The sequence below is a fragment of the Paraburkholderia sp. BR10872 genome, from assembly GCF_040965835.1.
Lineage (GTDB): Bacteria > Pseudomonadota > Gammaproteobacteria > Burkholderiales > Burkholderiaceae > Paraburkholderia > Paraburkholderia nodosa_A.
On record NZ_JBFRCN010000039.1, the window covers coordinates 1 to 25,508 of the forward strand.

At 65.3% G+C, this 25,508-nt stretch carries 19 protein-coding genes; 10 read left to right on the forward strand and 9 right to left on the reverse strand.

The window, feature by feature from the left end; all coding sequences use genetic code 11:
- Window positions 1-409 precede the first annotated feature (409 nt).
- Window positions 410-1,270, reverse strand: a complete 861-nt coding sequence (locus AB4Y43_RS26665) for a LysR family transcriptional regulator (RefSeq protein ID WP_069267257.1) — start codon at window positions 1,268-1,270, stop codon at window positions 410-412.
- 84 nt (window positions 1,271-1,354) lie between these two features.
- Here AB4Y43_RS26665 and mdtD point away from each other — a divergent pair, with 84 nt between their 5' ends.
- On the forward strand, window positions 1,355-2,821 hold the full coding sequence (gene mdtD / locus AB4Y43_RS26670) for a multidrug transporter subunit MdtD (RefSeq protein WP_368662039.1): 1,467 nt from the start codon (window positions 1,355-1,357) through the stop codon (window positions 2,819-2,821).
- Between the two features lie 8 nt (window positions 2,822-2,829).
- Here mdtD and AB4Y43_RS26675 read toward each other — a convergent pair whose 3' ends face one another.
- Genes AB4Y43_RS26675 through AB4Y43_RS26685 form a run of 3 tightly spaced genes read right to left on the reverse strand, consistent with a single transcriptional unit; the run spans window position 2,830 to window position 5,471 of the window.
- Entirely contained in the window at window positions 2,830-3,567 is a 738-nt protein-coding gene (locus tag AB4Y43_RS26675) for an ABC transporter ATP-binding protein (RefSeq protein WP_342948024.1), read from the reverse strand.
- 36 nt (window positions 3,568-3,603) lie between these two features.
- Entirely contained in the window at window positions 3,604-4,623 is a 1,020-nt protein-coding gene (locus tag AB4Y43_RS26680) for an ABC transporter substrate-binding protein (protein ID WP_069267254.1), read from the reverse strand.
- Window positions 4,624-4,646: 23 nt separating this feature from the next.
- Window positions 4,647-5,471 carry an ABC transporter permease gene (locus tag AB4Y43_RS26685; protein ID WP_368729149.1) on the reverse strand — a complete coding sequence of 275 codons (825 nt, stop codon included), beginning with the start codon at window positions 5,469-5,471 and terminating at the stop codon, window positions 4,647-4,649.
- A gap of 568 nt (window positions 5,472-6,039) precedes the next feature.
- Between AB4Y43_RS26685 and AB4Y43_RS26690 the strand changes: the two genes are divergently transcribed.
- From AB4Y43_RS26690 to AB4Y43_RS26710, 5 genes are all read left to right on the forward strand, one after another.
- Window positions 6,040-7,590, forward strand: a complete 1,551-nt coding sequence (locus AB4Y43_RS26690; protein ID WP_368729150.1) for a PLP-dependent aminotransferase family protein — start codon at window positions 6,040-6,042, stop codon at window positions 7,588-7,590.
- Between the two features lie 151 nt (window positions 7,591-7,741).
- Window positions 7,742-8,146 (forward strand): nuclear transport factor 2 family protein, encoded by a 405-nt coding sequence (locus AB4Y43_RS26695; RefSeq protein WP_342948028.1) that lies wholly within the window; start codon window positions 7,742-7,744, stop codon window positions 8,144-8,146.
- Between the two features lie 157 nt (window positions 8,147-8,303).
- Complete coding sequence (gene xsc / locus AB4Y43_RS26700) at window positions 8,304-10,115, forward strand: sulfoacetaldehyde acetyltransferase (RefSeq protein WP_368729151.1); 1,812 nt, start codon at window positions 8,304-8,306, stop codon at window positions 10,113-10,115.
- Between the two features lie 166 nt (window positions 10,116-10,281).
- On the forward strand, window positions 10,282-11,322 hold the full coding sequence (pta, locus tag AB4Y43_RS26705; RefSeq protein WP_342948029.1) for a phosphate acetyltransferase: 1,041 nt from the start codon (window positions 10,282-10,284) through the stop codon (window positions 11,320-11,322).
- Window positions 11,319-12,080 (forward strand): sulfite exporter TauE/SafE family protein, encoded by a 762-nt coding sequence (locus tag AB4Y43_RS26710; RefSeq protein ID WP_368729152.1) that lies wholly within the window; start codon window positions 11,319-11,321, stop codon window positions 12,078-12,080. The genes pta and AB4Y43_RS26710 overlap by 4 nt, the downstream gene beginning before the upstream one ends.
- Before the next feature lie 60 nt (window positions 12,081-12,140).
- On the opposite strand, the gene AB4Y43_RS26715 is transcribed toward AB4Y43_RS26710, so the two are convergent.
- The 4 genes from AB4Y43_RS26715 to AB4Y43_RS26730 form a co-directional block, all read right to left on the reverse strand.
- Window positions 12,141-13,868 carry a cobalt chelatase gene (locus AB4Y43_RS26715; protein ID WP_368729153.1) on the reverse strand — a complete coding sequence of 576 codons (1,728 nt, stop codon included), beginning with the start codon at window positions 13,866-13,868 and terminating at the stop codon, window positions 12,141-12,143.
- On the reverse strand, window positions 13,865-14,857 hold the full coding sequence (locus AB4Y43_RS26720; protein WP_342948354.1) for an AAA family ATPase: 993 nt from the start codon (window positions 14,855-14,857) through the stop codon (window positions 13,865-13,867). The genes AB4Y43_RS26715 and AB4Y43_RS26720 overlap by 4 nt, the downstream gene beginning before the upstream one ends.
- Window positions 14,858-14,919: 62 nt before the next feature.
- Window positions 14,920-16,389: an amino acid permease gene (locus AB4Y43_RS26725; RefSeq protein ID WP_368729154.1), complete on the reverse strand. Its 1,470-nt coding sequence runs from the start codon at window positions 16,387-16,389 to the stop codon at window positions 14,920-14,922.
- Between the two features lie 631 nt (window positions 16,390-17,020).
- On the reverse strand, window positions 17,021-18,436 hold the full coding sequence (locus AB4Y43_RS26730; RefSeq protein ID WP_368619734.1) for an NAD(P)/FAD-dependent oxidoreductase: 1,416 nt from the start codon (window positions 18,434-18,436) through the stop codon (window positions 17,021-17,023).
- 331 nt (window positions 18,437-18,767) lie between these two features.
- On the opposite strand from AB4Y43_RS26730, the gene AB4Y43_RS26735 reads away from it, so the two are divergent.
- The 4 genes from AB4Y43_RS26735 (at window position 18,768) to AB4Y43_RS26750 (ending at window position 23,973) form a co-directional block, all read left to right on the forward strand.
- Window positions 18,768-19,631, forward strand: a complete 864-nt coding sequence (locus tag AB4Y43_RS26735) for an IclR family transcriptional regulator (protein WP_368729155.1) — start codon at window positions 18,768-18,770, stop codon at window positions 19,629-19,631.
- A gap of 197 nt (window positions 19,632-19,828) precedes the next feature.
- Complete coding sequence (locus AB4Y43_RS26740) at window positions 19,829-21,466, forward strand: GMC family oxidoreductase (RefSeq protein WP_368729156.1); 1,638 nt, start codon at window positions 19,829-19,831, stop codon at window positions 21,464-21,466.
- 137 nt (window positions 21,467-21,603) lie between these two features.
- Window positions 21,604-22,923 carry an MFS transporter gene (locus AB4Y43_RS26745; RefSeq protein WP_368729157.1) on the forward strand — a complete coding sequence of 440 codons (1,320 nt, stop codon included), beginning with the start codon at window positions 21,604-21,606 and terminating at the stop codon, window positions 22,921-22,923.
- Between the two features lie 132 nt (window positions 22,924-23,055).
- Window positions 23,056-23,973 (forward strand): NAD(P)-dependent oxidoreductase, encoded by a 918-nt coding sequence (locus tag AB4Y43_RS26750; RefSeq protein WP_368729158.1) that lies wholly within the window; start codon window positions 23,056-23,058, stop codon window positions 23,971-23,973.
- Between the two features lie 94 nt (window positions 23,974-24,067).
- Here AB4Y43_RS26750 and AB4Y43_RS26755 read toward each other — a convergent pair whose 3' ends face one another.
- A complete protein-coding gene (locus tag AB4Y43_RS26755; RefSeq protein WP_368619737.1) occupies window positions 24,068-25,450 on the reverse strand; it encodes an MFS transporter in 1,383 nt (460 codons plus the stop codon).
- Between the last annotated feature and the right edge of the window lie 58 nt (window positions 25,451-25,508).

Consider the following 25,508-nt stretch of genomic DNA (forward strand, 5'->3'; position numbering starts at 1 on the left):
CTTTCCAAGCTTCAAGTAGAGTTTGACCGCTCGGATGCGTTCTTCGTATGAATACATGGGCCAGCTCCTAATAGTCCAAGAATTCCGCCGCACCCCCAAAGCGGACACTACAACTTAGCCCGTACAAACAAAAACTGCGATAAATTATATTATGTTAAATAAAACATAAAATGCGCTGTGGGACACCTCCACCCAGACGCAGCCACGCCCCATCAAACTCGCAACCCCCGGCTCTTGCGCCGATAAACAAGCAGCGCGCGCATGATGCCGAAACTCAGCGCCGCACCGACTGGCTCGGCACCGCCGTCCAACAAGCGTTCGTCGAAGTGCTGCGTGCGGAAAGCGCGTTCGAATCCGGCGGCACCTGATCCGCGCACCACCCCGCATTCCCACCCCTCCCGCCTCGCGCTCACTCCCCAATCCACGAGCCCCGCAAGTCGCTGTCGTGCATGAGCTGCAGCAGCGTTTGCGCCGGGCGGGAAAGCCGCTTTGCCGCGAGCACGATGAATTCGACGTTGGGCAGCGCCGGCAGGCTCGCGACGTTCACGGGCGGCGCCAGTCCGCGCGCGGCGAGGTATTGGGGCCGCACAGTGACGCCGAGGCCGGCGCGCGCCGCCGCCACGCAGCCCGAATGGCTGCTGCTCGTGCATACCAGTTGCCAGCGGAAATCAGTCTGCGCAAGCGCGTCGAGCACCACGGCCCGCGTCACGCTCGGCTCGGCGACGAGGATGAGCGGCAGCGGCTGCGCGAGATCCATCGTCGTGCCGGCGCGCGCGAGCCATTCGAGCCGTCCGGTGAAGAGCACCGTGCCGCGTTTGTCGCCCAGCCGCCGCTTGCCCACCATCAGGTCGATGGCGCCGGAATCGAGCAGCTCGTAAAGCCGGCCCGTCATGCCGATGGTGATTTCCAGCTCCACGTCGGGATGCGCGTTGCGAAACGCCGTCAGCACGGCGGGCAGCGGGCCGAGCGCAACGTCGTCGGAGCAGCCGAGCCGCACCCGCCCGCGCAGGCGCGGCGCGCGGAACTGCGATTCGGCGCGGTTGATCGCCTGCAGGATGCTGCCGGCATGCGCCAGCATCGCCTCGCCATCGGACGTGATGGCAAGCGAATGTGTGTCGCGGATAAACAGGCGGCGGCCAATCGACTCTTCGAGCCGGCGTACGTGGTCGCTCACGCTCGACTGCGTGAGGCCGAGCTGGCGCGCCGCTTCTGTGAAACTGTGGCAGCGCGCGACCGCTTCGAAGGTCCTGAGCCAGATGGGATTGAGCATGGCGGATGGTTATCGGCAATGCCGATGACAGTCAAAGTCTCTACTGGGGTTCCCGATGAGCGACGGTAACAATATCATGACGCCATTGATGACAATTGCGCCGCAAAGCCGTTCCCGCCCCTCACGCGGCGCGCCGAGAAGTTCCAGATGAACAAAAATTCGAGCCACACGGCGCTGCTATGGATCGTCGCCGCGGGCTTTTTCATGCAGACGCTCGACACGACGATCGTCAACACCGCGCTCCCCTCGATTGCGCGCAGTCTTGGCGTAAGACCGCTCGTGATGCAGCCGGTCATCGTCGCGTACACGTTGACCATGGCCATGCTCACGCCCGCTTCGGGCTGGCTTGCCGACCGCTTCGGCACACGCCGCGTCTACTTCGTCGCGATTCTGATCTTCGTGCTCGGCTCGCTATGCTGCGCGAGTGCGCACACCCTCGCGCAACTCGTGGTCGCGCGCGTGCTGCAGGGCATCGGCGGATCGATGCTGATGCCGATCGGCCGGCTCGCGGTGCTGCGCGCGGTGAGCGGCGAGCAGTATGTCTCGGCGCTCGCGCTCATTTCGGTGGCGGGCCAGGTGGGGCCGATCGTCGGCCCGACGCTCGGCGGCTGGTTCGTGCAGGCGATCTCGTGGCACTGGATCTTCCTGATCAACGTGCCGATCGGCCTCGCCGGCGTGTTCGCCGTGCACCGCTATCTGCCTAACGCGTCGAGCACTGCGGCGCCTCCATTCGATCTCGCCGGATGTGCACTCGTGTCGCTGTGCATGATTGCGTTCTCGCTGGCCTTCGACACGCCGGTCCAGACGCATCGCGCCGCGTGGTCTGCCGGGCTCTTCGCAGTCGGCATCGCGGCGGCCTTCGCTTACGTGGCCTATGCACGCGGCCACCGCGAACCGCTCTTCAAGCTGCGCTTGTTCGGCGAGCCGAATTTCAGCGTCGGCCTGATCGGCAATCTCGTCTGCCGCGTCGGCTCGAGTGCCGTGCCGTTTCTCGTGCCGCTGCTCATGCAGCTCGAGCTCGGCTACTCGCCGCTGCGCTCGGGCCTCATGATGCTGCCCGCCGCGCTCGCGGGGACGGTCGCCAAACGCTGGATTGCGCCGCTGATCCGCCGTTACGGCTACGAGACATTCCTGCTGGTCAACACGCTGATCGTGGGCGCATCGATCGTTGCGTTCGCACTGATCTCGCGCGGCACGCCCGTTGCGGTGGAGATGGTCGTGCTGGCCATCTTCGGCGCGGCCAATTCGATGCAGTTCGCCGCGATGAACAGCGTCACGCTCAAGGACCTCTCGCACGAAGACGCCGGCAGCGGCAACAGCCTTTTTTCGATGGTGCAAATGCTCGCGATGGGACTCGGCGTCACCATCGGCGGCGCGCTCGTGAGCCTTGGCGAGGCACAGTGGGGATCGGTTGCGCCCGGCTTTCGCATGAGCTTCGCCGGCGTGGGCGCGATCACGCTGATCTCCGCCCTGGTCTTCCGCCGCATCGACACGCAGACGCGCGTCGCCGCTGCGCCTTCCGCGATGGCGTCGACGGCCGCTCGCCGCTGAGCGCGCGATCAGTGCGCGAGAATGCCCATCGCGCGCTTCTTCAGATCCAGGAAGTGCGGTTCGAATGCGACCTCTGGCGTACGCGGTCTGTCCAGTTCGATGGGCACGTCGAGTGCCACCCGCCCCGGCCGCGCCGAAAGCACAACGAGACGCGTACCGAGAAAGATCGCTTCGTCGATGTCATGGGTGATGAAGACCACCGTGCAGTGGAGTTGCTCCCACAGCGCGGTCAAGAACGTCTGCATGGAACTGCGCGTCTGCGCATCCAGTGCGCCGAAGGGCTCGTCCATTAGCAGCACCTTCGGCTTCATCACGAGTGCCCGCGCGATTGCCACGCGCTGTTGCATGCCGCCCGATAGCTCATAGGGCTTGTGTCGTGCGAAAGATTCCAGACCGATGATGCGCAGAATGTCCGCCGACTCCTTGTGCCGTTGCGCCTTGGGCACCCCATGCAGCGACGGCCCGAACTCGATGTTTTCTGCCACGCTGAGCCACGGAAACAAGCCGGCCTGCTGGAATACGACGACTCGGTCGGCCCCGGGCTGGTCCTTGATCTCGCCATCGATATAGATGTTGCCCTTGGTGGGCGAAGTCAGACCGGCGAGCAGGTGCAGCAAGGTCGTTTTTCCACAGCCCGAGGCGCCGAGCACGGTGATGAATTCGCCGCCCCGGAACTGCAGATTGATGTTTTCGAGTGCCGATGTGGCGCCGAACGTCTTGTACAGAGAATCGATGACGATGTTCAAGTTCGTCTCCTGCTCGACAGTCAGACAGTCAATGGATCAATGCGCCAGATGTTTCGAGTACTGCGGCGCGACGTTGTTGTCGAAACTCGCCGGCACGCTCGGAATGCGGCCAATCGAGTTCAGCACCTTGGCCGTATTCACCAGAGTCAGGTACGTGGCGGAGGTTTTGACGCCCGCGTCGAGGCCCATGACTTTCGGCGTGGTCTGATCGGCGCCGGAAAACAGCTCATAACCGGCGAGTTCGCTCGTCGCCACCGGCACCGTCACGCCCGTTGCTTTCGCCATCTCGGCGAGCGCCTTGTCGCGATCCTTCATCGTCACCTGATAGCCCTGGTCGAGCGCCGCCACGAAACCGCGGACCAGGTCCGGATGCGCCTTCGCCCAGTCAGAGTTGGCGATACAGACGTTGTAGCTCGAGGCTTCACGCGGCAAGTCTCCGTCCGTCTTGATCGCCTTGCCGCCAGACGTACGCAGCGCGCTGAATACCGGATCCCAGACGATCGCCGCATCGATCGCACCGGTCACCCATGAGGTGCGCATCTGCGGCGGCGCCATGTTGATTTGCGTGACGGACGCATACGGCACATGCGCTGCAGCCAGGAAGGTCGCCAGCTCGAACGAGGCCTGCGAGCCGGCGACGATCGCGATCTTCTTGCCTTGCAGCCCCGCGACGTCGTGGATGCCGCTGTCCGGCTTGACCACGATGCCGGCCGCATTCGTATAGCGCTCCTGGTTGTATACGATGGTCATCGGCAAGCCCTGTGCGATCGCCGTGACGAGCGGCGGCACGCCCAGTCCGCACATGAACGTGAGACTGTTCGATGCCAATGCACTCATCGCCGCCGGCCCCGAACTGAAGAGCTTGTACTGGACATCGGCGTTCATCTGCTTTTCGAACAGATGCTCGGCCATCGATACCATGTACGGATCGGCGCCGTTGTCCTCGTAGCCGATGATCACCTCGGGCTTGCTCTGCGAATGCACCGCGCCAGGAACCAGACAACTGCTCGCCAGCACAGCCGCGCTCATGCCATAGACCCATTGCCTCTTTTTCATTGTCGTCTCCTCCAGTCACCCGATCAGTTATGTCCGCGCCACGGTACGACGATATTTTCGATCTTGCGAATCGCCAGCTCCATTGCATATCCGATCAACCCGATGATCACGATGCCGACGATCACGATGGCAACCTGCAAGGCCTGTCCGGCGAACTGGACGAGCCAGCCAAGGCCGCTGCTCGCCGCGATCAGTTCCGCGGCGACCAGACAGGTCCACGCCACGCCGATACCCACGCGCATCGCGGTGAAGATCTCCGGCATGGCCGAGGGCAGCACGACCTTGCGGAAGATTTGTGCGTTGGTCGCGCCGAGCGTGCGGGCAACCTCGATGCGCAGCGGCGGCGTGCTTTTCACGCCCGACATCGTGCCGATGATGATTACAGGAATGGTGCCGACCAGTATCAGAATGGCTTTGGGCAATTCGCCGATGCCGAACCACACCACCAGCAGCGGAATATAGGCAAGCGGTGGAACCGGCCGCACGAACTGCAGCAGCGGATCGATGATGTCGAACACGATCTTGTTGCGTGACATCAGCAGCCCGATCGGTACGCCGATCGCAATCGCGCCCGCAAAACCAATAACGATGCGAAAGCAACTAATCAGGATGTCGCTGACGAGCGACTGGCCGCCGTATCCGTTGTGGACGATTTCGACGAAGGCCTGCCATACCGCCACCGGCGAGGGCAGCGCGAACGGCGGGAAGATGCGCGCCATCGATACGGCCTGCCAGAGCACGACGCACATCACGAGCACTGCAGTGGTTAGCCACCAGGCATTCATTTTCCCGCGGCCGCGGCGGATCTTGATGACCGGCTCGATCGACGAATCCGCTTGATGCTTCATCGTCTTTAGTCTGGGTAGGGCTCTCACCGCCGTCTCCTCAAGTTGAAAAACTATGCGCACGCCAGCGCGAAGTTCCACGTCCGCTTCGGGTTCCGTCTCAATTCAAGTATAGTCAGCGGCTACCAGGGCGAATTTCGGCTTCTTTCATTTCGCACTCGCGAACTCGCCCGTTTAGTCAAGCATTCTCAATCAATAAAACGGCGGGTAGTACCAGGCAGGAAGTTCCGATGGGGCCAGTGGCGGATGACCGCTGTCTGCCGCTTTCCCGAAGCGCCGCGAGCACCGTCCAGCCGATTTCTTCCGATTATTTTTACTCCGCGCGCGCGCCGCCCCAACGCCCGCCAGCCGGTCGCGCTGCGCCGCAGCAAGGGCCTGTCGTGCGCGTCTATCTCGAGTTTCTTTCGAAAGCGCAGCGCTGACCGTCTTGTCGCAAACCGTCGCTCCGAAATTTACCTAATCGACCTGGACGGCCAGTGTTGAATATCGTGTGTCGATTGACTGGCCGATTTTGCTGCAATACGGTTGCTCAAACGTTGTCTCGCCGCCGCCATCAATCACAGGAGCCAGCATGCCGACCCGTACCCCGTCCGCCCTGTGGGCACAGCAATTCCGACGGTCATCGGAGTCGAAGACAAGTCTGCAGCACCAGATCCGCGAGATGCTGGTGGCCTCCATCCTCGACGGGCAACTGCCGCCGGACTCCGCGTTGCCTTCGAGCCGCGAGCTGGCCGAGCAGCTCGGCGTGGCGCGCAACACTGTGGTGCTCGCCTACCAGATGCTCGTGGAGGAAGGCTATCTGGTCTCACGCGAACGCAGCGGCCACTTCGTCAACCCCGAGATGCTGGAGGGCCTGCACGGCGTAACGGTGCAAAAGCGCGTGCAACAACGAGTGCAGCAGCCCGACGTCGTCGAGCCCCATGACGCCGGCTTGCGTGCCCCACCCTCATGGAATTCGCGCATCGTGCGGCCGCCCTCCGCCCAGCGCAACATCGTCAAACCCGCCAATTGGCAGAACTACGCATATCCCTTCATCTACGGGCAGTTCGATCAATCGCTCTTTCCGACCAACGACTGGCGCGAGTGCTGCCTGAAAGCGCTCTCGATCATGGAGATCCGCAACTGGGCGCCCGACCTGATCGAACGCGATGACGAGTCGCTAATCCAGCAGATCCGCACGCGTGTGCTGCCGCGGCGCGGCGTGTTCGCCATGCCAGAGGAGATCATCATCACGAACGGCTGCCAGCAGGCACTCTATCTCGTCGCCGACCTGCTCTGCGGCAAGAACACGACGGTCGGCTTCGAGAATCCGGGATATCCCGATGCACGCAATATTTTCGTGAATCGCAACGCGCAGCTGCTCGAATTGCCGATCGACGGCGAAGGGATCGACCCGGTGCGCCTGCGCGACTCGCTCGCCCGTTGCGATTACGTGTTCGTCACGCCGAGCCATCAGTGCCCCACCACGGCCACCATGCCCATCGCGCGCCGTCAGGCGCTGCTCGAACTCGCCCAGCAGCACGACTTCGTGATCATCGAAGACGACTACGAGAGCGAGAACACGTTTTCCGGCACGCCGCATCCCGCCTTGAAGAGCCTCGACACCGCCGATCGCGTGATCTATGTGGGTAGCCTTTCGAAGACGTTCGCCCCGGGCCTGCGTCTCGGTTACGTGGTCGGCCCGCTGGAACTCGTGCGCGAGTTGCGCGCGCTGCGCCGCCTCATGGTCCGCCACCCGGTGGCCTATATCCAGCGCGCGTTCGCGACGTTCCTCGCGCTCGGACACCACGACGCGCTCCTGCGCCGGCTCGCGCATGCCTACAAGGAGCGCGCCCGCGCGTTGATGGCGGCGCTCGACACCCATCTGCCCGAGGTGCGATACGTGCCGATCGGCGGTGGTGCCTCGTGCTGGGTCCAGGGGCCGGCGTGGCTGGACTCCGCACGCCTTGCCGACGATGCGCGCGAGGCCGGCATCCTGATCGAGCCCGGCGGCGTGTTCTTCGCCGACGAGGCCGAACACAGCCCATGGTTCCGCATGGGCTTCTCCGCCATCAAGCTCGAGAAAATCGAACCCGGCGTGCGCGCGCTCGCCGAGGTTGTGCGCAAGCAGCGGCCCGCTTGAGTCTCTCAGGAAGTCTCCGGGCGCTGGCCCAGGCGAAAGCTCCGCACTGGTGCTACCGCCCTCGCCTCGCAAACCCTAACGTGTCGCTATACCGTGCCGCGCGCGAGTCCTCGCGCACCGCGCGGCACCAGCTTTTCCACTGGAGACACGTATGGCAGACACGCTCAGCGCCCAACCCGCCGTCACGGCCGACACGCTCGCCGCCTTTTCCGATGCCTTCAACCGTCATGACGCCGACGCGCTGATGCGGTTCATGACCGAAGACTGCGTGTTCGATGCGGCCGGCGGTCCCGAAGTGTATGGCACCCGCTTCGTCGGGCGTGAGGCGGTGCGCGCTGCTTTCGAAGCGGTCTTCCGCACGTTCCCCGACGCCCATTGGGGCAAGGGCCGCCACTACGTCGCGGGCCAACGCGGCGTATCCGAATGGCTGTTCAGTGGCACGCATGCCGAAGGCTGGCGGATCGAAGCCGAAGGCTGCGATCTCTTCGAGTTCCGCGACGGCCTGATCGCCGTGAAGCGCGCGTTCCGCAAGGAACGGCCGAAGCAGTCCGCCTGACCCGCGTACAGCGGCGCAGCGGTCGCCAGTGTTTTGAAACGAATCATTCCATTCCATTTCAGATTCACCCCTCAAGGACGGAATCCCTTGACCCTCATCGGGCGCCGAATAGCATTCAAACAACGGCATTCCGTCCAACGATAACCGGAGACAGTTGATGAGCGAAAAGACCCCTACCCAGACGGCCAGCGGCCCGCAGGACATGACCCCGTCCGAGGCCTTTGTCGAAACCCTCGCGGCCAACGGCGTGACCGACATGTTCGGCATCATGGGCTCCGCGTTCATGGATGCGATGGACATCTTCGCGCCCGCCGGCATTCGCCTCATTCCCGTCGTTCACGAGCAGGGCGCGGCGCACATGGCCGACGGCTACTCGCGCGTATCGGGCCGCCACGGCGTCGTGATCGGCCAGAACGGTCCCGGCATCAGCAACTGCGTGACAGCCATCGCGGCGGCGTACTGGGCCCACAGCCCGGTCGTGATCGTCACGCCGGAGGCCGGCACGATGGGCATCGGTCTCGGCGGCTTCCAGGAAGCGAATCAGTTGCCGATGTTCCAGGAGTTCACGAAGTACCAGGGCCACGTGACGAACCCCGCGCGCATGGCCGAGTACACCGCGCGCTGCTTCGACCGCGCCATGTCCGAAATGGGCCCGACCCAGCTCAACATTCCGCGCGATTACTTCTACGGCAAGATCAAGGCCGAGATTCCGCAGCCGCGCCGGCTCGACCGCGGCCCCGGCGGCGCCGAAAGCCTCAACGAAGCGACCGATCTGATCGCGGCCGCGAAATTCCCCGTCATCATCTCGGGCGGCGGCGTCGTGATGGGCGATGCAATCGAGGAGTGCAAGGCGCTCGCCGAACGGCTCGGTGCGCCCGTCGTGAACAGCTACTTGCACAACGACTCGTTCCCGGCGAATCATCCGCTCTGGTGCGGCCCGCTCGGCTACCAGGGATCGAAGGCCGCGATGAAGCTGATCTCGCGCGCGGACGTCGTGATTGCGCTGGGCTCGCGCCTCGGACCGTTCGGCACGCTGCCGCAACATGGTATGGACTACTGGCCAAAAGACGCGAAGATCATCCAGATCGACGCCGATCACAAGATGCTCGGTCTCGTGAAGAAGATTTCGGTGGGCATTTGCGGCGACGCGAAGGCTTCGGCTCAGGCGCTGACCGAGCGCCTCGCGAACCGCACCCTCGCGAGCGACGCCAACCGCGCCGAGCGCGCCGACCAGATCGCCACCGAAAAGGCCGCGTGGGAAAAGGAACTCGACTCGTGGACGCACGAGCGCGACGCCTACAGCCTCGACATGATCGAAGAGCAGAAGCACGAGCGCACGCCGACAGGCGGCGAGTATCTGCATCCGCGCCAGGTGCTGCGCGAGCTCGAGAAGGCGATGCCCGAGGACGTCATGGTGTCGACCGACATCGGCAACATCAACTCCGTCGCGAACAGCTATCTGCGCTTCAACAAGCCGCGCAGCCTGTTCGCCGCGATGAGTTGGGGCAACTGCGGCTATGCGTTCCCGACCATCATCGGCGCGAAGGTGGCCGCACCCCATCGCCCCGCGATCTCGTATGCGGGCGACGGCGCCTGGGGCATGAGCCTGATGGAAACGCTCACCTGCGTGCGCCACAACATTCCGGTGACGGCCGTTGTGTTCCATAACCGCCAATGGGGCGCCGAGAAGAAGAACCAGGTGGACTTCTACGATCGCCGCTTCGTGGCAGGCGAGCTGGACAGCCCGAGCTTCGCCGGCATTGCGAAGGCGATGGGCGCGGAAGGCATCGTGGTGGACAAGCTCGAGGACGTGGGCCCGGCGCTCAAGCGCGCGATCGATCTGCAGATGAACCAGGGCAAGACGACCATCGTCGAGATCATGTGCACGCGCGAACTCGGCGATCCGTTCCGCCGCGACGCGCTTTCTAAGCCCGTGCGCCTGCTCGACAAGTACAAGGACTTCGTCTGAAGGGCCAGCCGCAGCCCGCGCGCGCCGTACGTTGCAGGCAGGTGCGCGCGGGCTGCCTCCGGTCGCCGGCCGCAGGCGGAGCATCCGCTTGTGGCCGGTTTTCGTCTGGACACGCCAGTTGCTGGCGTGAGTCCGTCCGTTTGTGCGTCCATGAGCCCATGACACCATGAAAGCCCTGAACCGTATCGTCGAAAGTGCCCGCCTCGTGCCCATGCGCATCGTGCTGTGCGAAGCCGATGACCCACGCGTGCTCGCCGCCGCGGCGCGCGCGCACCAGGAGGGCATCGCGCGCATCATGCTCGTCGGCGACCCGGGCGCGATTCGCGCGGCCGCCGCGCGCGAGTCAGTCGATCTCGGCGAGATCGCGCTGGTCGATCCGCAAAAGAGCCCATGGCGCGCGGCCTTCGCCGACGAACTGGTCGCGCTGCGCGGTGCCAAGGGCATGACGCCCGCGCTCGCGTGGGACGAGGCCGCGAAGCCGCTCGTCTTCGCCAACCTGATGGTGCGTCTCGGCCACGCGGACGGTTCGGTGGCGGGCGCCGTTCACACGAGCGCCGACGTGGTGCGCGCGGCCATCCAGCTGATCGGCGTCGAGCCGTCGTTCAAGCTCGTCTCGAGCTTCTTCCTGATGATGCTGTGCGAGCCGTTTCATCGCTACAAAGGCGGCCTGATCTTTTCCGACTGCGCGCTCGTGGTGGACCCCGACGCCGCACAGCTCGCCGAGATCGCCATGGCCGCCGCCGACAGCGCGCGCAGCCTGCTGATGGAAGAGCCGCGCGTCGCGATGCTGTCGTTCTCGACGAGCGGCAGCGCCCACCATGCGAACGTGGACAAGGTGATCGAGGCGACGCGGCGCGTGCACGAGCAGCGCCCCGCCCTTTGCGTGGACGGCGACGTGCAGCTCGACGCGGCGCTCGTGGCGGAGATCGCCGAGCGCAAGATCGAGCACTCGCAGTGCGGCGGCCACGCGAACGTGCTGGTCTTCCCGAATCTCGATGCGGGCAATATCGGCTACAAGCTCGCCGAGCGTCTTGGCGGCGCAAAGGCCATCGGCCCGCTGATGCAGGGCCTGAACCGGCCTGCCAACGATCTTTCTCGCGGCTGCTGCCCCGAGGATATCTATTACGTGATCGCCACCACGGCGGTCCAGGCGCAGACGGCCCGCCAACGCGACGTCACTCACTCGAAGGAACCCCACGCAGCATGACGCATGAGAAGGTCCTGGTGCTGATCGCCTTGATCGGCGCAGCCAGTTATTTTCAGACGATCACAGGCTTCGGCCTCAGCATGATCGTCATGGGCGCCACGAGCGGCTTCAGCCTCGCGCCGCTCGCAAGCATCGCCACCCTGCTGAGCCTCGTTACGCTCGCGAACAGCGCGGCCGCACTGCCCGGCAAGCTCCACCATATCGACTGGCGGGCCGTGGGCGCCGCGACGCTCGGCGTGCTGCCTTCGGTCGTAGTGGGCGTGATGGTGCTCGACTACCTGAGCGCCTCGGCCTCCGGCATGCTGCAATTGCTGCTCGGCGCCGTCGTGCTGTATGGCGGTTTGAGCGCCGCGCTGCGGCCCGTGCCGCTCGCCCAACGCTCGGGGAACCGCAGCTTTTTCGTGAGCGGCGTATTCGGCGGCCTGCTGAGCGGCATGTTCGGCGTGTCCGGGCCGCCGCTCATCTTCCAGTTCTATCGGCAGCCGCTCAAGCTGGTCGAGATTCGCTGCGCGTTGATCCTGCTCTTTACGGTCACGTCGCTCGTACGTGTGATGTTCAGCGCCTGGGAGGGCGAGCTTCCCGCTTCGATCTGCATCGAGGCCGCGCTCGCCGCGCCGGTCGTGATGCTGATGACGCTCGCGGCGCGCCACTACCCGCCGCCGCTGTCTTCCATCGCGATGCGCAGGCTGGCGTTCGGCGTGCTGATGATCATCGGCGCCTCGCTCGTGCTGTGTGCGGTGAAGGAACTGTTGGTTTGATGTGAGCTGCGGATGGCCCGTGCAGGAATCGACACCTGTGCACAGGGCGCCTCCATCGCGCTAACGCGGCGCACCGATCCATTGCGCGAGAGCGATCAGCCGCTTGATGTCCAGAGGCTCAGCGGAGTCGAGCGCAACGCAATGCCGGTAGTAAGGACTGAGGTCCAGCCCGACACCGAGTCCGATCACGTCGACGTCGCGCATTGCCTCGTGGCGCGCGACCACCTCCTTCAGGTGATTGTCGAGATAGAACGCGTCGTTCGTCTGCGCCGTGGCCGTGTCCATCGGGCTGCCGTCCGAGATCGGGACGAGAATGCGCCGCGCCTCGGCGCGGCCCGCGAGCCGCGCGCATGCCCATTCGACGGCCTCCCCGTCCACGCCCTCGCGAAACAGGTCCGCCTTGAGCAGCGCGGCGATGGCCGGGCGAGCGCGCCGCCAGCTCTCGTCGGCGGACTTGAACACCATGTGGCAGGTCTCGTTCAGGCGCCCCGGATGCGGTGGCCGCCCGCCCGCGAGCCAGTCCGCACGCGCACGGCCGCCGTTCCAGGCGAGCGTCGTGAAGCCGAGCACCTCGGTCGCGATTCCCGCCTGCTCGCATGCACGGGCGAGCAGATCGACCATCATCGCGACGGGCTCGATATGCGCCTTCATCGACCCCGAGCAATCGATCAGGAAGCCCACTACGCAATCGCTGCGCGGCTCGAATCGCTCGCGCCTGAACACGCGGCGCTCTGCGGGCGAGCTGACGACCTGCGCGAGGCGTCTGCCGTCGATGCGGCCGTCCTCTTCGCCGAAAAGCCAGCCATCGCGCTGCGGCACCGCAATCGCCGTCTGCAGCGCGCGCGCCAGGCGCGCAACGTTGATGCCGCACGCGGCGATGCGCTCATCGAGCCGCTCGCGATACTCGCGCAGCAGCGCTTCGCGCACGCGCGTGGCGGGCCGGATCTCGCGGTCGTACTGCGTCGTGTATGCGCGATAGCCATTCGCCGCTTCGGCCAGCACGCGGCTCACGCCGGTCGGCGCGAGTGCGGGCAGCTCGACACTCGTTTCGTCGAAGTCGACCCACAGCGAGAACGACGTCAAGGCGTCGTCGGGTGCGCGGGCTTCCTCGGCGTCGTCCCCTGCATTTGCCGCGCGCGCATCGTCGAGCATCATCGCGACGCGGCGTGCCAGCTCGCGCGCATGCGCAGCATAGGCGCGTTGATCTGCGCGAGTCGTACGCAGCCCCGCAAGCTGCACGCCGATTGCAGGCACGATGCCGGCGCGCGTCGCTTCGATCAGATCCTCGGTCTCGTCGAGCACGGGCCAGCCGCTCACGCGCGACCAGACGATCTGCGCCACCGTATAGAGCAGGATGCCGAGATGGCCTTCGGTCAAGCCCGCCCGGCAATATGCGCGCGACCACGTTTCGAAGCGATGTCGCAGGTTGTGCGCGAGTCCCGGCATGCCGGGCGGCAATAGCGCCTCACAGCGCACTTGCTCGAACAGATCGAACAGCAGACGCTCGGTCGGCGCCTCGGGAGCCAGCAGGCGGTGCAATGCCGCGTCGGAATGGCGAAGCCGTTGCGCTGCGGCGTCCGCGGCACCGCGCAGCGAGGCGAACTCGTCCTCGTAGACGTTGCTGCGCAGATGCGGCGCATAGAGCGGCAAGGGCTGCGGCTCGCGGCAAAGCCGGCCGCCGCGATAGTGGAGCGCGGCGTCGCCGGTGAGCGCGCGCACGGCGGCCGCGCATAGCGACTCGCGCCGCAGCGCGGTGCGCACGGCCTCGGGTGTGGGCGTGGTGCTCACGCGCGCGGCTCCCGCGGTTCGCCGCCCTCCCCGCCCTTCGCTGTGGACGCTGGGTCCAGCTCGACGCCAAAGCAGCGCTGGTAATACTCGGCGACGATCGGCCGCTCCGCCTCGTCGCACTTGTTCAGGAACGTGAGCCGGAACGCCAGCGCGGGATCGCGGAAAATCTGGCAGTTTTCGGCCCAGTCGATCACGGTGCGCGGCGACATCAGCGTGGAGAGATCGCCGGTCGCGAAGCCTTTGCGCGTCATTGCCGCCATGCTGATCATCGAATCGACGAGTTGGCGGCCCGCGTCGTCGGTCATCTCCGGCACGCGGGCGAGCACGATGCCGGCCTCCTCCTCGCGCGGCAGGTAATTGAGCGTGGCGACCACGTTCCAGCGGTCCATCTGCGCGTGATTCAGCATTTGCGTGCCGTGATACAGGCCGTTGAGATTGCCGAGGCCGATCGTATTGGTGGTCGCGAAAAGGCGGAAGTGGGCGTGCGGGCGGATCACGCGATTCTGGTCGAGCAGCGTGAAGCTGCCGTCGCGCTCGAGAATGCGCTGGATCACGAACATCACGTCGGGGCGCCCCGCATCGTATTCGTCGAAGATCAGCGCGACCGGACGCTGCAGCGCCCACGGCACGATGCCTTCCTGGAACTCCGTGACCTGACGGCCGTCGCGCACCACGATCGCGTCCTTGCCGACGAGATCGAGCCGGCTGATATGGCCGTCGAGATTCACGCGCACGCAGGGCCAGTTCAGGCGCGCGGCGACCTGTTCGATATGCGTGGACTTGCCCGTGCCGTGCAGCCCCTGCACCATCACGCGCCGGTTGCGCGTGAAGCCGGCGAGTATCGCGAGCGTGACTTCGGGGTTGAAGCGATAGGCCTCATCGACGTCCGGCACGTGGGCGTCGCGCTCGCCTCCGAAGGCCGGCACCATGAGATTCGAATCGAAGCCGAAGCGTTCGCGCACCGACACCAGGCGGTCCGGGCCCTCCATCGCGCGTTCCGTGGTCATCGCGTTCTCCTTGTCACGTTCATGACTGCATGCAGACTGCGGATTCATTTGCCGTAGCGGCCCGCGCCCGTCCCGGTTGCGGCGGGCGGCCACGTCGCGAAGGACGGCGCGTACTCGCGGGCACGCTCGCGGATGCGCGCGCGGCGCTGCAACCATGCATAGGTGAGGAGCAGCACGGCGAGGCTCGCCACGCCAAGCCAGAGCGGCTTGCGCTGCTCGGGGATGAACGCCATCGCGACGAGAATGCCCACCATGCCGGCAATCGCCACCCACGTGAGGTAGGGGAAGCACCACATCTTCACGCGCAGTTCGCCAACGGCTGCCGGATCGAGGCGCTTGCGCAGGCGCAGTTGCGACAGGGCAATCAGCAGATAGACGAAGATCGCGACCGTGCCATACGAGTTGACGAGGAACGCGAACACCGTATCCGGCGACACGTACGACATCACGACCGACACATAGCCGAACACGGTGCCAAGCAGGATCGCGCGCACCGGCACGCCACGACGGTTGACTTTCGCGAGCGCCGCCGGGGCGTCGCCGTGGCGGGTCAGTGCGAACAGCATGCGCGAGGCCGCATAGAGCCCCGAGTTGAGCGCGGAGAGCACGGCGGTCAGCACGATCGCGTTCATGATGTTCGCGGCGGCGGGCAAGCCCATCACCTGGAGCGCGCTCACATAGGGCGTCGCCATGGCCGGCGAATTCCACGGCACGAGCGCGACCACTAGCAGCACGGAACCCACGTAGAACACGAGCACGCGCGTGATGACCGAGTTCGTGGCCTTCGCGACGGCCCTGGCGGGCTCGCGCGCCTCGGCCGCTGCGATCGTGACGATCTCCGCGCCGAAGTAAAAGCCCGTTGCCGCGACGGCGCCGCTCAACACCGGCCCGATGCCCTTCGGCATGAGGCCGCCATGGCCGAGCAGCGTCGGCAATACGGCAGTCGTATGCAGCGACGATGGCCACAATCCAAGGACATAGAGGCCGCCGAGAAAGAGGAAAACGATGATCGCCGCGACCTTGATCGAGGAGAACCAGAATTCGAATTCGCCGTAACTGCCCACCGAAATCAGGTTCGTTGCGCTCAGGAGCACGAGCAATACGAGGCTGATGAGCCACGCGGGCGCGTCGGGCAGCCAGAACTGGACGAGCTTGGCGCCTGCCACCGCCTCGACGGCGACCACGATGACCCAGAAGTACCAGTACATCCAGCCGGTGAGGAAGCCGGCCAGCTTGCCCGGTCCGCGCCAGGTGGCGAAGGCGAGGCGTGCATATTCGTAGAACGAACCGACTGCGGGCATGGCGCAGGCCATTTCGCCGAGCATGCGCATGACTAGCACGACGAGGCCGCCGGTGATGAGGAAGGAGAGCACGGCGGCGGGGCCGGTTTGCTGGATCACGACGCCGCTGCCGACAAAGAGGCCGGCGCCTATCACGCCGCCTAGCGCGATCATCGTCATGTGGCGCTGCTTTAGGCCGCACTTCAGTTCCTGGTTTTCCTTCGGGGGTTGCATGTCACCTCCACAGATATCGGATTCGGTTTTCGGCGCGCCTTTTTGGGTGGCGCTTTTTTTGTTTGTTTTGGGTTTTGTGGGTTTTCTTGTTTTCGCGTCGGTCTGCCTGGGTTGCCCCTGTGCGGGGCGGCACCTACTTTCTTTGCGGCGGCAAAGAAAGTAGGCAAAGAAAGCCGCTCAAACCGCCAATGCCTGCCACAGTTCACATCTCGCCATAAATGGTGAATGGCTCCGGAGCGTCTGTCGCCTCGCACCTTCAATGTCAGTGACAATGCGCTCATTCATCCCGCTGCTCGCTTCGCGCGCTGCGGTTGGGTCTGCAAGGGAAAACGGGGGGCATGAATGTGCATTCGCGAAAACTCGTGCCCCGTTGGTGTTTGGTTATGCCCTTCGGCGCGCGGAGCGCCGCCGGAAGGATGAGCGCCTTGTCACTCCGTTTGGGGGCGAGAGGTGACAGACGCTCCGGAGCCATTCACCATGTACGTCGAGATGTGAACTGTGGCCGGCGCTGGCGGTTTGAGCGGCTTTCTTTGCCTACTTTCTTTGCCGCCGCAAAGAAAGTAGGTGCCGCCCCGCACAGGGGCAACGCATGCAGACCGACGCGAACACAAGAAAACCCAAAACCCAAACCTCAAGCCTTCTCATCCCGCCTGAAATACTGCAAATAAAGCATCCTCTGCCCGATCCGCCGGAACGGCGCAAACGGATGCCCAGGCAACGGCGTAGTAAAAATCGGCAGCGTAAGCTGTCCACCCTTACCCGCGATACGCTCAGCAAGCCGCCTCCCCGCCTGCTGAGAATAAGACACGCCATTACCCCCATAGCCAAGTGCATAAAACACCGATTGCCGCGGATCGGGCTGACATACGCGAGGCATCATGTCATGGCTCACATCGACCCACCCCCACCACGAATAATCGATCTGCACGCCACGCAGCGCCGGAAACTTGCGCGCCATGCCTTCCTTGAGCAGCTCGAGATGCCGCGGATTAGGCGCATCCTCGCCGGTAATCGCGCTACGGCTGCCAATCTGCAATCGCAAATCGGGCAAGAACCGATAGTAAAAGCGCAACGTGCGCGTATCCGTAAGCACCTGAGTCGTCCGAAAGCCGCAAGCGGCAATCTCGGCTTCGGTAAGCGGACGCGTGACCATCGAGTTAGAGAGAATCGGCATGACCTTGCTGCGCAGCGTGGGATGCAGCGTCTGCGCCGTGTACGCACCGGTCGCAATGCCCACCGCCCGCGCCCGCACGATGCCGCCCGGCGTACGCAAGTGATGCACGCCGTTGATGGTCTCCCATCCCATCACCGGGCTGCTCGTGTGGACCTTCGCGCCAGCAGCGCGTGCGAGGCGCAGATAACCGAAGGCCAGCTTCAGCGCGTGAATGCCGATCCCTTCGGGCTCGTGCAGCGCGCCGGCCGCCTCGTGGTCGTCGACGAACTCGCGGCGAAACGTCTGCGCGCTCAATAGCTCAGACGGGTAGCCGAATACGTCCTTCCAGACCTTCGCCTCGGCGGCGAGCTTCGCCATGATGCGCGGCCGGTGGGCGATCAGGAAGTGACCGCCCGGCTGCGGATCGCAGTCGATCTGGGCAACGAGTTCCTTGAAACGATCGAAGCCCTGCTGGATCTCGTCGTGCATCTTCAGGGCGACATCCTTGCCCCAGCGCTCGATCCATTGCGAACGCGAAAGGCGGCCCGAGGCGTTCTGCCCCTGTCCGCCATTGCGGCTGCTGCAGCCCCAACTCGTGCGGTTCGCCTCCAGCACCACGGCCTTGATGCCATGCTCGCGTGCGAGGCAGAGCGCCGTGGCGAGCCCCGTGTAACCCGCGCCGATGATCGCGACATCCACGTCGAGATCTTTCGTGACGGGCCCGTCGTCGGGCGGCGGGCTGCCCGCCGTCGCGACCCAGTAGGTCGGCGCGTAATCCTTGCCGACGCCAGGGCCCGGCGAGACGAGCGGATCGTACCTGGGGTCGTACTTCGTGGAGCCGCAATCGCTCGCGGCAAAGCCGGCGGCGGTGGGATCGACTGTGCTGTATCCCATGATCAATGCTCCACAGGCTTCGTGAAGACGCTCGCACGCTCCGCTGCGAGAGCGGTTCCTGCCGACTGCCTGTTCGTCATGCCTGTCTCCTTGCAAAGCTGTCGTCGTTCTTTGGCGCTCTGTTGGGAAAATTCTAGGCAGACCAGAATTGCGCAGGTAGAGCCAGTGGACCGGTATCGCCTGGTACAGCGGCCTGATACGGCGCGGGAATCATTTGCATGACATATCGGGGTAATCCGCTACGTAACGCCGCGAACTTTGCGCTCATACTAAAAAAAGCCCGGAAACTCGAACAATTCGTTTCATTTCCACGCTCTTCAGGAGGAGACCGATGCGCGACACAGCGCGAGCGACGACGCAAACCCCACCGCAAATCAGGGCGCAAGACCACGCCCCCGCGCTGCGCGAAGAGACGTCGGCGGACGACGCCCGCGTGCTGCGCGCGCTCGTGGTGCTGGAGCAACTGGCGTCCGCGGGCCAGCCGTACACGCTTTCACAGTTGTCCGCGCGGCTGCACATTCCCAAGGCGACGCTGCTGCGGCTCATCGATTCGCTCGAAGCGCGCGGCTACGTGATCCATATGCCCGATTCGCGCGGGCACGACCGCAGCATCGCGCTGGGCCCGCGTGCGGCGCAGCTCGCGCTCGCCACGCTCGCCAACAACACCTTCACGCGTTCGTGCCGCGTGCTGCTGCGCACCCTCGTGGAATCGCTCGGCGAAACCTGCAATCTCACCGCGCTCGACGGCGACCGCGTGCTTTATATCGAGCGCGTCGAGACGACGGAGCCCTTGCGCATGGAGATGCGTCCGGGCATGCATGTTCCGCTGCACTGCACCGCGAGCGGCAAGCTCTTTCTCTCGCAGATGAGCGTGCTCGAGCGCAACGCGCTGCTCGAACGCCTCGTGCTGACGAAGATGACGCACCGCACCCTGACCGCTCCCAAGGCGCTCGCGGCCGAGCTTGAACAGCTCGCGGTGCGCGGCATCGGCATCGACAACGAAGAGTTCGTGCGCGGCATGGTGGCGATCGCGGTGCCCGTGCGCGACCCCGACAGCAAGCGCGTGCTCGCCGCGCTCGCCGTGCATGCCCCGACCGCGCGCGCGACCCTCGAGGAACTGCTGGAGTCGGTGGGCCGCATGAAGCAGACGGCGAGCCGGCTCGCGCCGCTGCTCCAGGGGCTCTCGCTCGCCTGAGCGGGCCCCGGCGCAGCGCCGCTTCGGCGGCAAAAGGTACGCGCTGCGCCGTGGCTTTCTGATTCCGTTTCGGCAGTTTCCGTTTCACTTTCGGCCCGTGCGCACGATCGCCGCTTGCGGTCGGCATCCCCTTCCCCGACATTGATCCGAAAACGCGGCGCGTCATGCCGCCCCTGGATTTCGAGGAGACGGGATTCATGGACCATGAGGTCGACTACCTGATCGTCGGCGCCGGATCGGCCGGTTGCGTGCTTGCCCACCGGCTCAGTGCCGACGCGCGCAACGCCGTGCTGCTGCTCGAAGCGGGGGGCGAGGACAACAATCCGTGGATCCACGTCCCGGTCGGGTACTTCAAGACCATGCACAACCCCGCGCTCGACTGGTGCTATCGCACCGAGCCGGACGAAGGCGTGGCCGGCCGGCAGATCGACTGGCCGCGCGGCAAGGTGCTCGGCGGATCGAGTTCGCTCAACGGCCTGCTCTACGTGCGCGGGCAGCGTGAGGACTACGATCGTTGGGCGGCGCTCGGCAATCGCGGCTGGAGTTATGCGGACGTTCTCCCGTATTTCAGGAAGTCCGAGGACCAGGAGCGCGGCGCGAACGCGTGGCACGGCGTAGGTGGACCGCTGAAAGTCTCCGACCTGCGCTTGCGCCGCCCCATCGCCGATCATTTCATCGCCGCGGCGCAGGAGATCGGCATCCCGCTCAATGAGGACTACAACGGCGCGGTCCAGGAAGGGGTCGGCTACTTTCAGCAGACCGCCTATAACGGCTTTCGCTGGAGCACTGCGAAGGGTTTTCTCAAACCCGCGCGCAAACGCAGCAACCTGATCGTGGAAACGCGGGCGCAGGCGAGCCGGATCCTGTTCGAAGGGCGCCGCGCGGTCGGCGTGGAGTATCTGCAGGACGGCGTGAAGAAGACCGCGCGGGCGCGCGTCGAGGTGATTCTCGCTTCGGGCGCGATCGGCTCGCCGCAAATTCTTCAGCACTCCGGAGTTGGTCCTGCGCACGTCTTGCGCAATGCGGGCGTTGCCGTGCTGCACGATTTGCCGGGCGTCGGTCAGAACCTGCAGGACCATCTTCAGGTGCGGCTCGTGTTCCGCACGCGCGAACGCACGCTCAACGACGAGGTCAACCATCCGTTGCGCAAGGCGTGGATCGGCCTGCAATACGCGCTCTGGCGCACCGGGCCGCTCACGCTGGCGGCCAGCCAGGTGGCGATCTTCACGCGCTCCAACCCCGCGGTCGAGCGCCCCGACATCCAGTTCCACATGCAGCCGCTGAGTGCCGACAAGCCCGGCCAGGGCGCGCATCCCTTTTCGGCGTTCACGGCGTCCGTCTGCCAGTTGCGGCCCCATAGCCGCGGCAGCGTCGAAATCCGCTCCACCGACCCGCTCCGGTACCCCGCCATCCGCGCCAACTATCTGTCCGATCCGCGCGACCATCCCGTCGTGATCGGCGGCATTCGGGTGGCGCGCCGCATCGCCGCCGCGCCGGCGCTTGCGCCGCACATCGTGTCCGAGTTCGTGCCCGGCGAGCGGTATCAAAGCGATGCCGAATTGCTCGATGCGGCGCGCCAGTTCAGCCAGTCCATCTATCACCCCGCGGGCACCTGCAAGATGGGCCGCGACGCGAGCGCGGTCGTCGACGAACGCCTGCGTGTGCATGGCGTCGCTGCGCTGCGCGTCGTCGATGCGTCGATCATGCCCGAGCTCGTCTCAGGCAACACCAACGCCCCCGTGATCATGATCGCGGAGAAAGCCGCCGATATGATTCTCGAGGACCACGCGAGCCTCACCGAGCCGCAACGGGAGCATGCCGAGGCCCACCCCTGAAGTCACCACACGCAGTGGCTCAGGCAAGTAGTCCATGCAGCACCGAAACGACACGCAGCAAACAAAGGATACCTGACGAAAAAACCTGCTTTTCAAGGAACCGCACCGCACCGGGTGCGCCCAAAAAGGAGACAGCCATGAACGCATTGCCCCGCACCGACGCCAGGCAGATGAGGCGCGTGGTCGTCGCGAGCCTGATCGGCGCGACCATCGAGTGGTACGACTTCTTCCTCTACGGCGTCGTCGCCGGCATCGTATTCAACAAGCTCTATTTCCCGAGCGGCGATCCCCTCATCTCGACGATGCTCGCCTACGGCACCTTCGCGGTGGGCTTCCTGAGCCGTCCGCTCGGCGGCATCGTGTTCGGTCACTTCGGCGATCGGCTCGGCCGCAAAAGCATGCTGATCTTGACGCTGTCGATCATGGGCGTCGCGACCGTGTTGATCGGCACCGTGCCGACCTATGCGCAGATCGGCCTGTGGGCGCCCGCGCTGCTGCTCGTCCTGCGTGTTGCGCAGGGCCTGGGCCTTGGCGGCGAATGGGGCGGCGCCGTGCTGATGTCGTTCGAATACGCGCCCGAAGGCAAGCGCGGCCTCTATGCGAGCATTCCGCAGATCGGTCTCGCGATCGGGCTCTGCCTCGCGTCGGGCGTGGTCGCCCTGCTTTCGTCCGTGCTCAGCAATGCGCAGTTTCTCGCGTGGGGCTGGCGCGTGGCGTTCTTCCTTTCCTTCGCGCTCGTGGCGATCGGCACGTATATCCGCCTGCGTGTGCCGGAAACACCGGAGTTCGAACGCGTGAAGCAACAGGGCGCCGAAGTCCGCGTGCCGATCGCCGAGGTGCTCAGCCGCTATCCCGGCAACGTGCTCGCCGGCATGGGCGCACGCTTCATCGATGGTGTGTTCTTCAACGTCTTCGCCGTTTTCACGATCGCTTATCTCACGCAGACGCTCAAACTCTCGCGCACCGACGCCCTGCTCGCCGTGATGGCGGCCGCTTTCACGATGATCTTCACGATTCCGTTTTTTGGCCGCCTTTCGGACCGCGTCGGCAGGACGCGCATCTACTTCTGGGGCTCGCTCTTCACGGGCTTGTCGTCGTTCTTCGGCTTCTGGCTCATGAAGCACAGCGGCGGCTCGCCGGTGTTCGTGTGGATCGCCGTGATCATTCCGCTGGGCGTCATTTACGCTTCGGTCTACGGGCCCGAGGCGGCGCTCTTCGCGGAGCTGTTCGATGCCAACGTGCGCTACTCCGGCATCTCGTTCGTCTATCAGTTCTCCGGCATCTTCGCGAGCGGCATCAGCCCGATCATCGCGACCTGGCTCTTGCAGCGCAACGGCGGCGATCCGTGGCTCATCTGCCTCTACACGATGTTCGCGGGTCTCGTGAGCGCACTCTCGGCCGCCTGGGTGGGCCGCCGCCATCACACGCGGCATCTCGCCATCAGCGGGGTGCGGTGAAGAGGGGCCCTATCCTTGAGTCCAGGTTGAGTCCAGGCCGGCGCCGCCTCGTGCCGACGCCGCCCAGGCGCCGCGCCGATAGCTGAGATAATGAGAGCGCCCCAGCCTCAAACCCCACCCCAAGGAGCCACTGTGAGCCAATCCGTATCCTCGTCCGCCCCCAATCCGGTACGCCGTGTCGCGTTCCTGGGCCTCGGCGTGATGGGCCATCCCATGGCCGGTCATCTCGCCAAGGCCGGGCTCGACGTCACGGTCTACAACCGCACCGCTGAAAAGGCCGCGCAATGGGTCGCCGAATACGGCGGCCGCGCGGCCGCCACGCCGCGCGAAGCGGCCCAGGGCGCCGATCTGGTGCTCGCCTGCGTCGGCAACGACGACGACCTGCGCAGCATCACGCTCGGCGCGCACGGCGCCTTCGCCGGCATGGCGCGCGACGCCGTGTTTGCCGACCACACGACCGCCTCCGCCAACGTGGCGCGCGAGCTTTCGGCCCAAGCCGCCGAACATGGCCTGCATTTCATCGACGCGCCCGTGTCGGGCGGCCAGGCGGGCGCCCAGAACGGCAAGCTCACGATCATGTGCGGCGGCGAAGCCGCAGCCTTCGAGCGCGCGAAGCCCACGCTCGCCCACTACGGGGCGGCCGTGACGCTGGTGGGCGCGGCGGGCGCCGGCCAGCTCGCCAAGATGGTCAATCAGATCTGCATCGCGGGCCTCGTGCAGGGGCTTTCCGAGGCGATCAACTTCGGCGAGCGCGCCGGGCTCGACATGGCGCTCGTGCTCGACGTGATCGGCAAGGGCGCGGCCGCGAGCTGGCAGATGGACAACCGCGGCAAGACCATGATGGCCAACAAGTTCGACTTCGGCTTCGCCGTGGACTGGATGCGCAAGGACCTCGGCTTCTGCCTCGACGAAGCGAAGCGCAACGGCGCGGCGCTGCCGGTCACGGCGCTCGTCGACCAGTTCTATGGCGACGTGCAGCGCCTGGGCGGCAGCCGCTTCGACACGTCGAGCCTCATCTGGCGTCTGCGCAAGCTCGACGGCGGCGCATAAGACGTACCTGGGCGGCCCTCGCAAGGCACCGGAAGCCCCTGGGTGCATTCAGGGCCGCCGCATGCCCTGCCTCACGCCTCGCACCCCGCGAGGCTCAGCGCCACCAGCGCAGCGGGCGCCGCAGCGTGTGCCGTTCGAGCCGCACCGTCGGCATGCTGTCGAGGAACGCGAAGGCCCCTGCCTCTTCCGGGCCCATGCGCCGCTCGCGTTCCTCGTCGGCCTCGACCGTGCGTGAGGTATCGATGAAGAGCGCCGCGACGATGCCCAGCGCCAGCAATCCCGCCGAGATCATGAACGGCACGTTGTAGCTGCCGGTGTGCTGGATCAGGTAGCCGAACACGACCGGCGACACCATCCCCGCAATGCCGAAGCCCGTGTTCATCATGCCGCCCGCCGTACCCGCGTACTTGCCGGCGATATCGAGCGGCAGCGTCCACAGCACCGGATTCGTGATCTCCAGGAAGAAGAACGAAGCGGAGAGGTAGAGCACCGCGACTATCGGGTTCGCGACAGACACCATCGGCAGCAGGAAAATGAGCGAGCCGCCCATGCCCGTCACGAGCACCGAGCAGCGCGCGAAGCGCAGCCGGCCCGTCCACTTGTAGATCCGGTCGGAGACCACGCCGCCGAGCGTATCGCCCACCACGCCCGCGAGCAGCGGCAGCGCCGTGAAGAGCGCGAGCTGCTTGAGGTCGAAGCCGCGCGACTCCTTCAGATACGACGGCAGCCACGTGAGATAGACCCACAACAGCCAGCCATAGCAGAAGTCGACGAACGTGACGAGCCACATGCGCCGCACGAGCTTGCGCCACGGTGTCGCCGCGCGCTTCGCGCGGTCGCAGTCGCCCTTGCAATAGCCGATCTCGGCGGTCTCTTCGGGTGTGACGCGCCGGTTCTGTTCGGGCGAATTCGTGAACACGAACAGATAGAGCACCGTCCACATGAGGCTCGCGATGCCGAGCAGGATGAATGCGTCGCGCCAGCCGCCTGCGACGACCACCGCGAGCACGAGCGGCGGTGTGACCGCGCCGCCCAGGCGCGCGAAGCTGTGTGTGATGCCCTGCGCGAAGCCGCGTTCGCCCACCGGCATCCAGTACGTGAAAGCGCGTGTGGCCGTGGGAAACGCCCCGCCCTCGCCGACGCCGAGCGCGAAGCGCAGCCCCACCAGCATCGCGACACTACCAGCAAAGCCCGTGGCGAGCGTCGCCGCGCCCCAGATCAACGAAAGCACGGTGAGCACGATCTTCGGACCGAACTTGTCCGAAAGCCAGCCGCCGATGATCTGCATGACGGCATAGGGATAGGCGAATGCGGAAAATACCAGGCCGAGCTGTACCGCGCTCAGGCCCATTTCGTGGCGGATCAGCGGTCCCGCGACCGCGATGTTCACGCGGTCGATGTACGAAATAAAGTACATCAGGCACATGACCGCGAGAATGATATGGCGCGTCTTGACGCGCTGCGCGTGCTGCTTCATGTCGTCGTCTCCTGAGTCTCTCTTTTGTGTCGCCGGGTCGGATGCGTCTAGTCGTGTC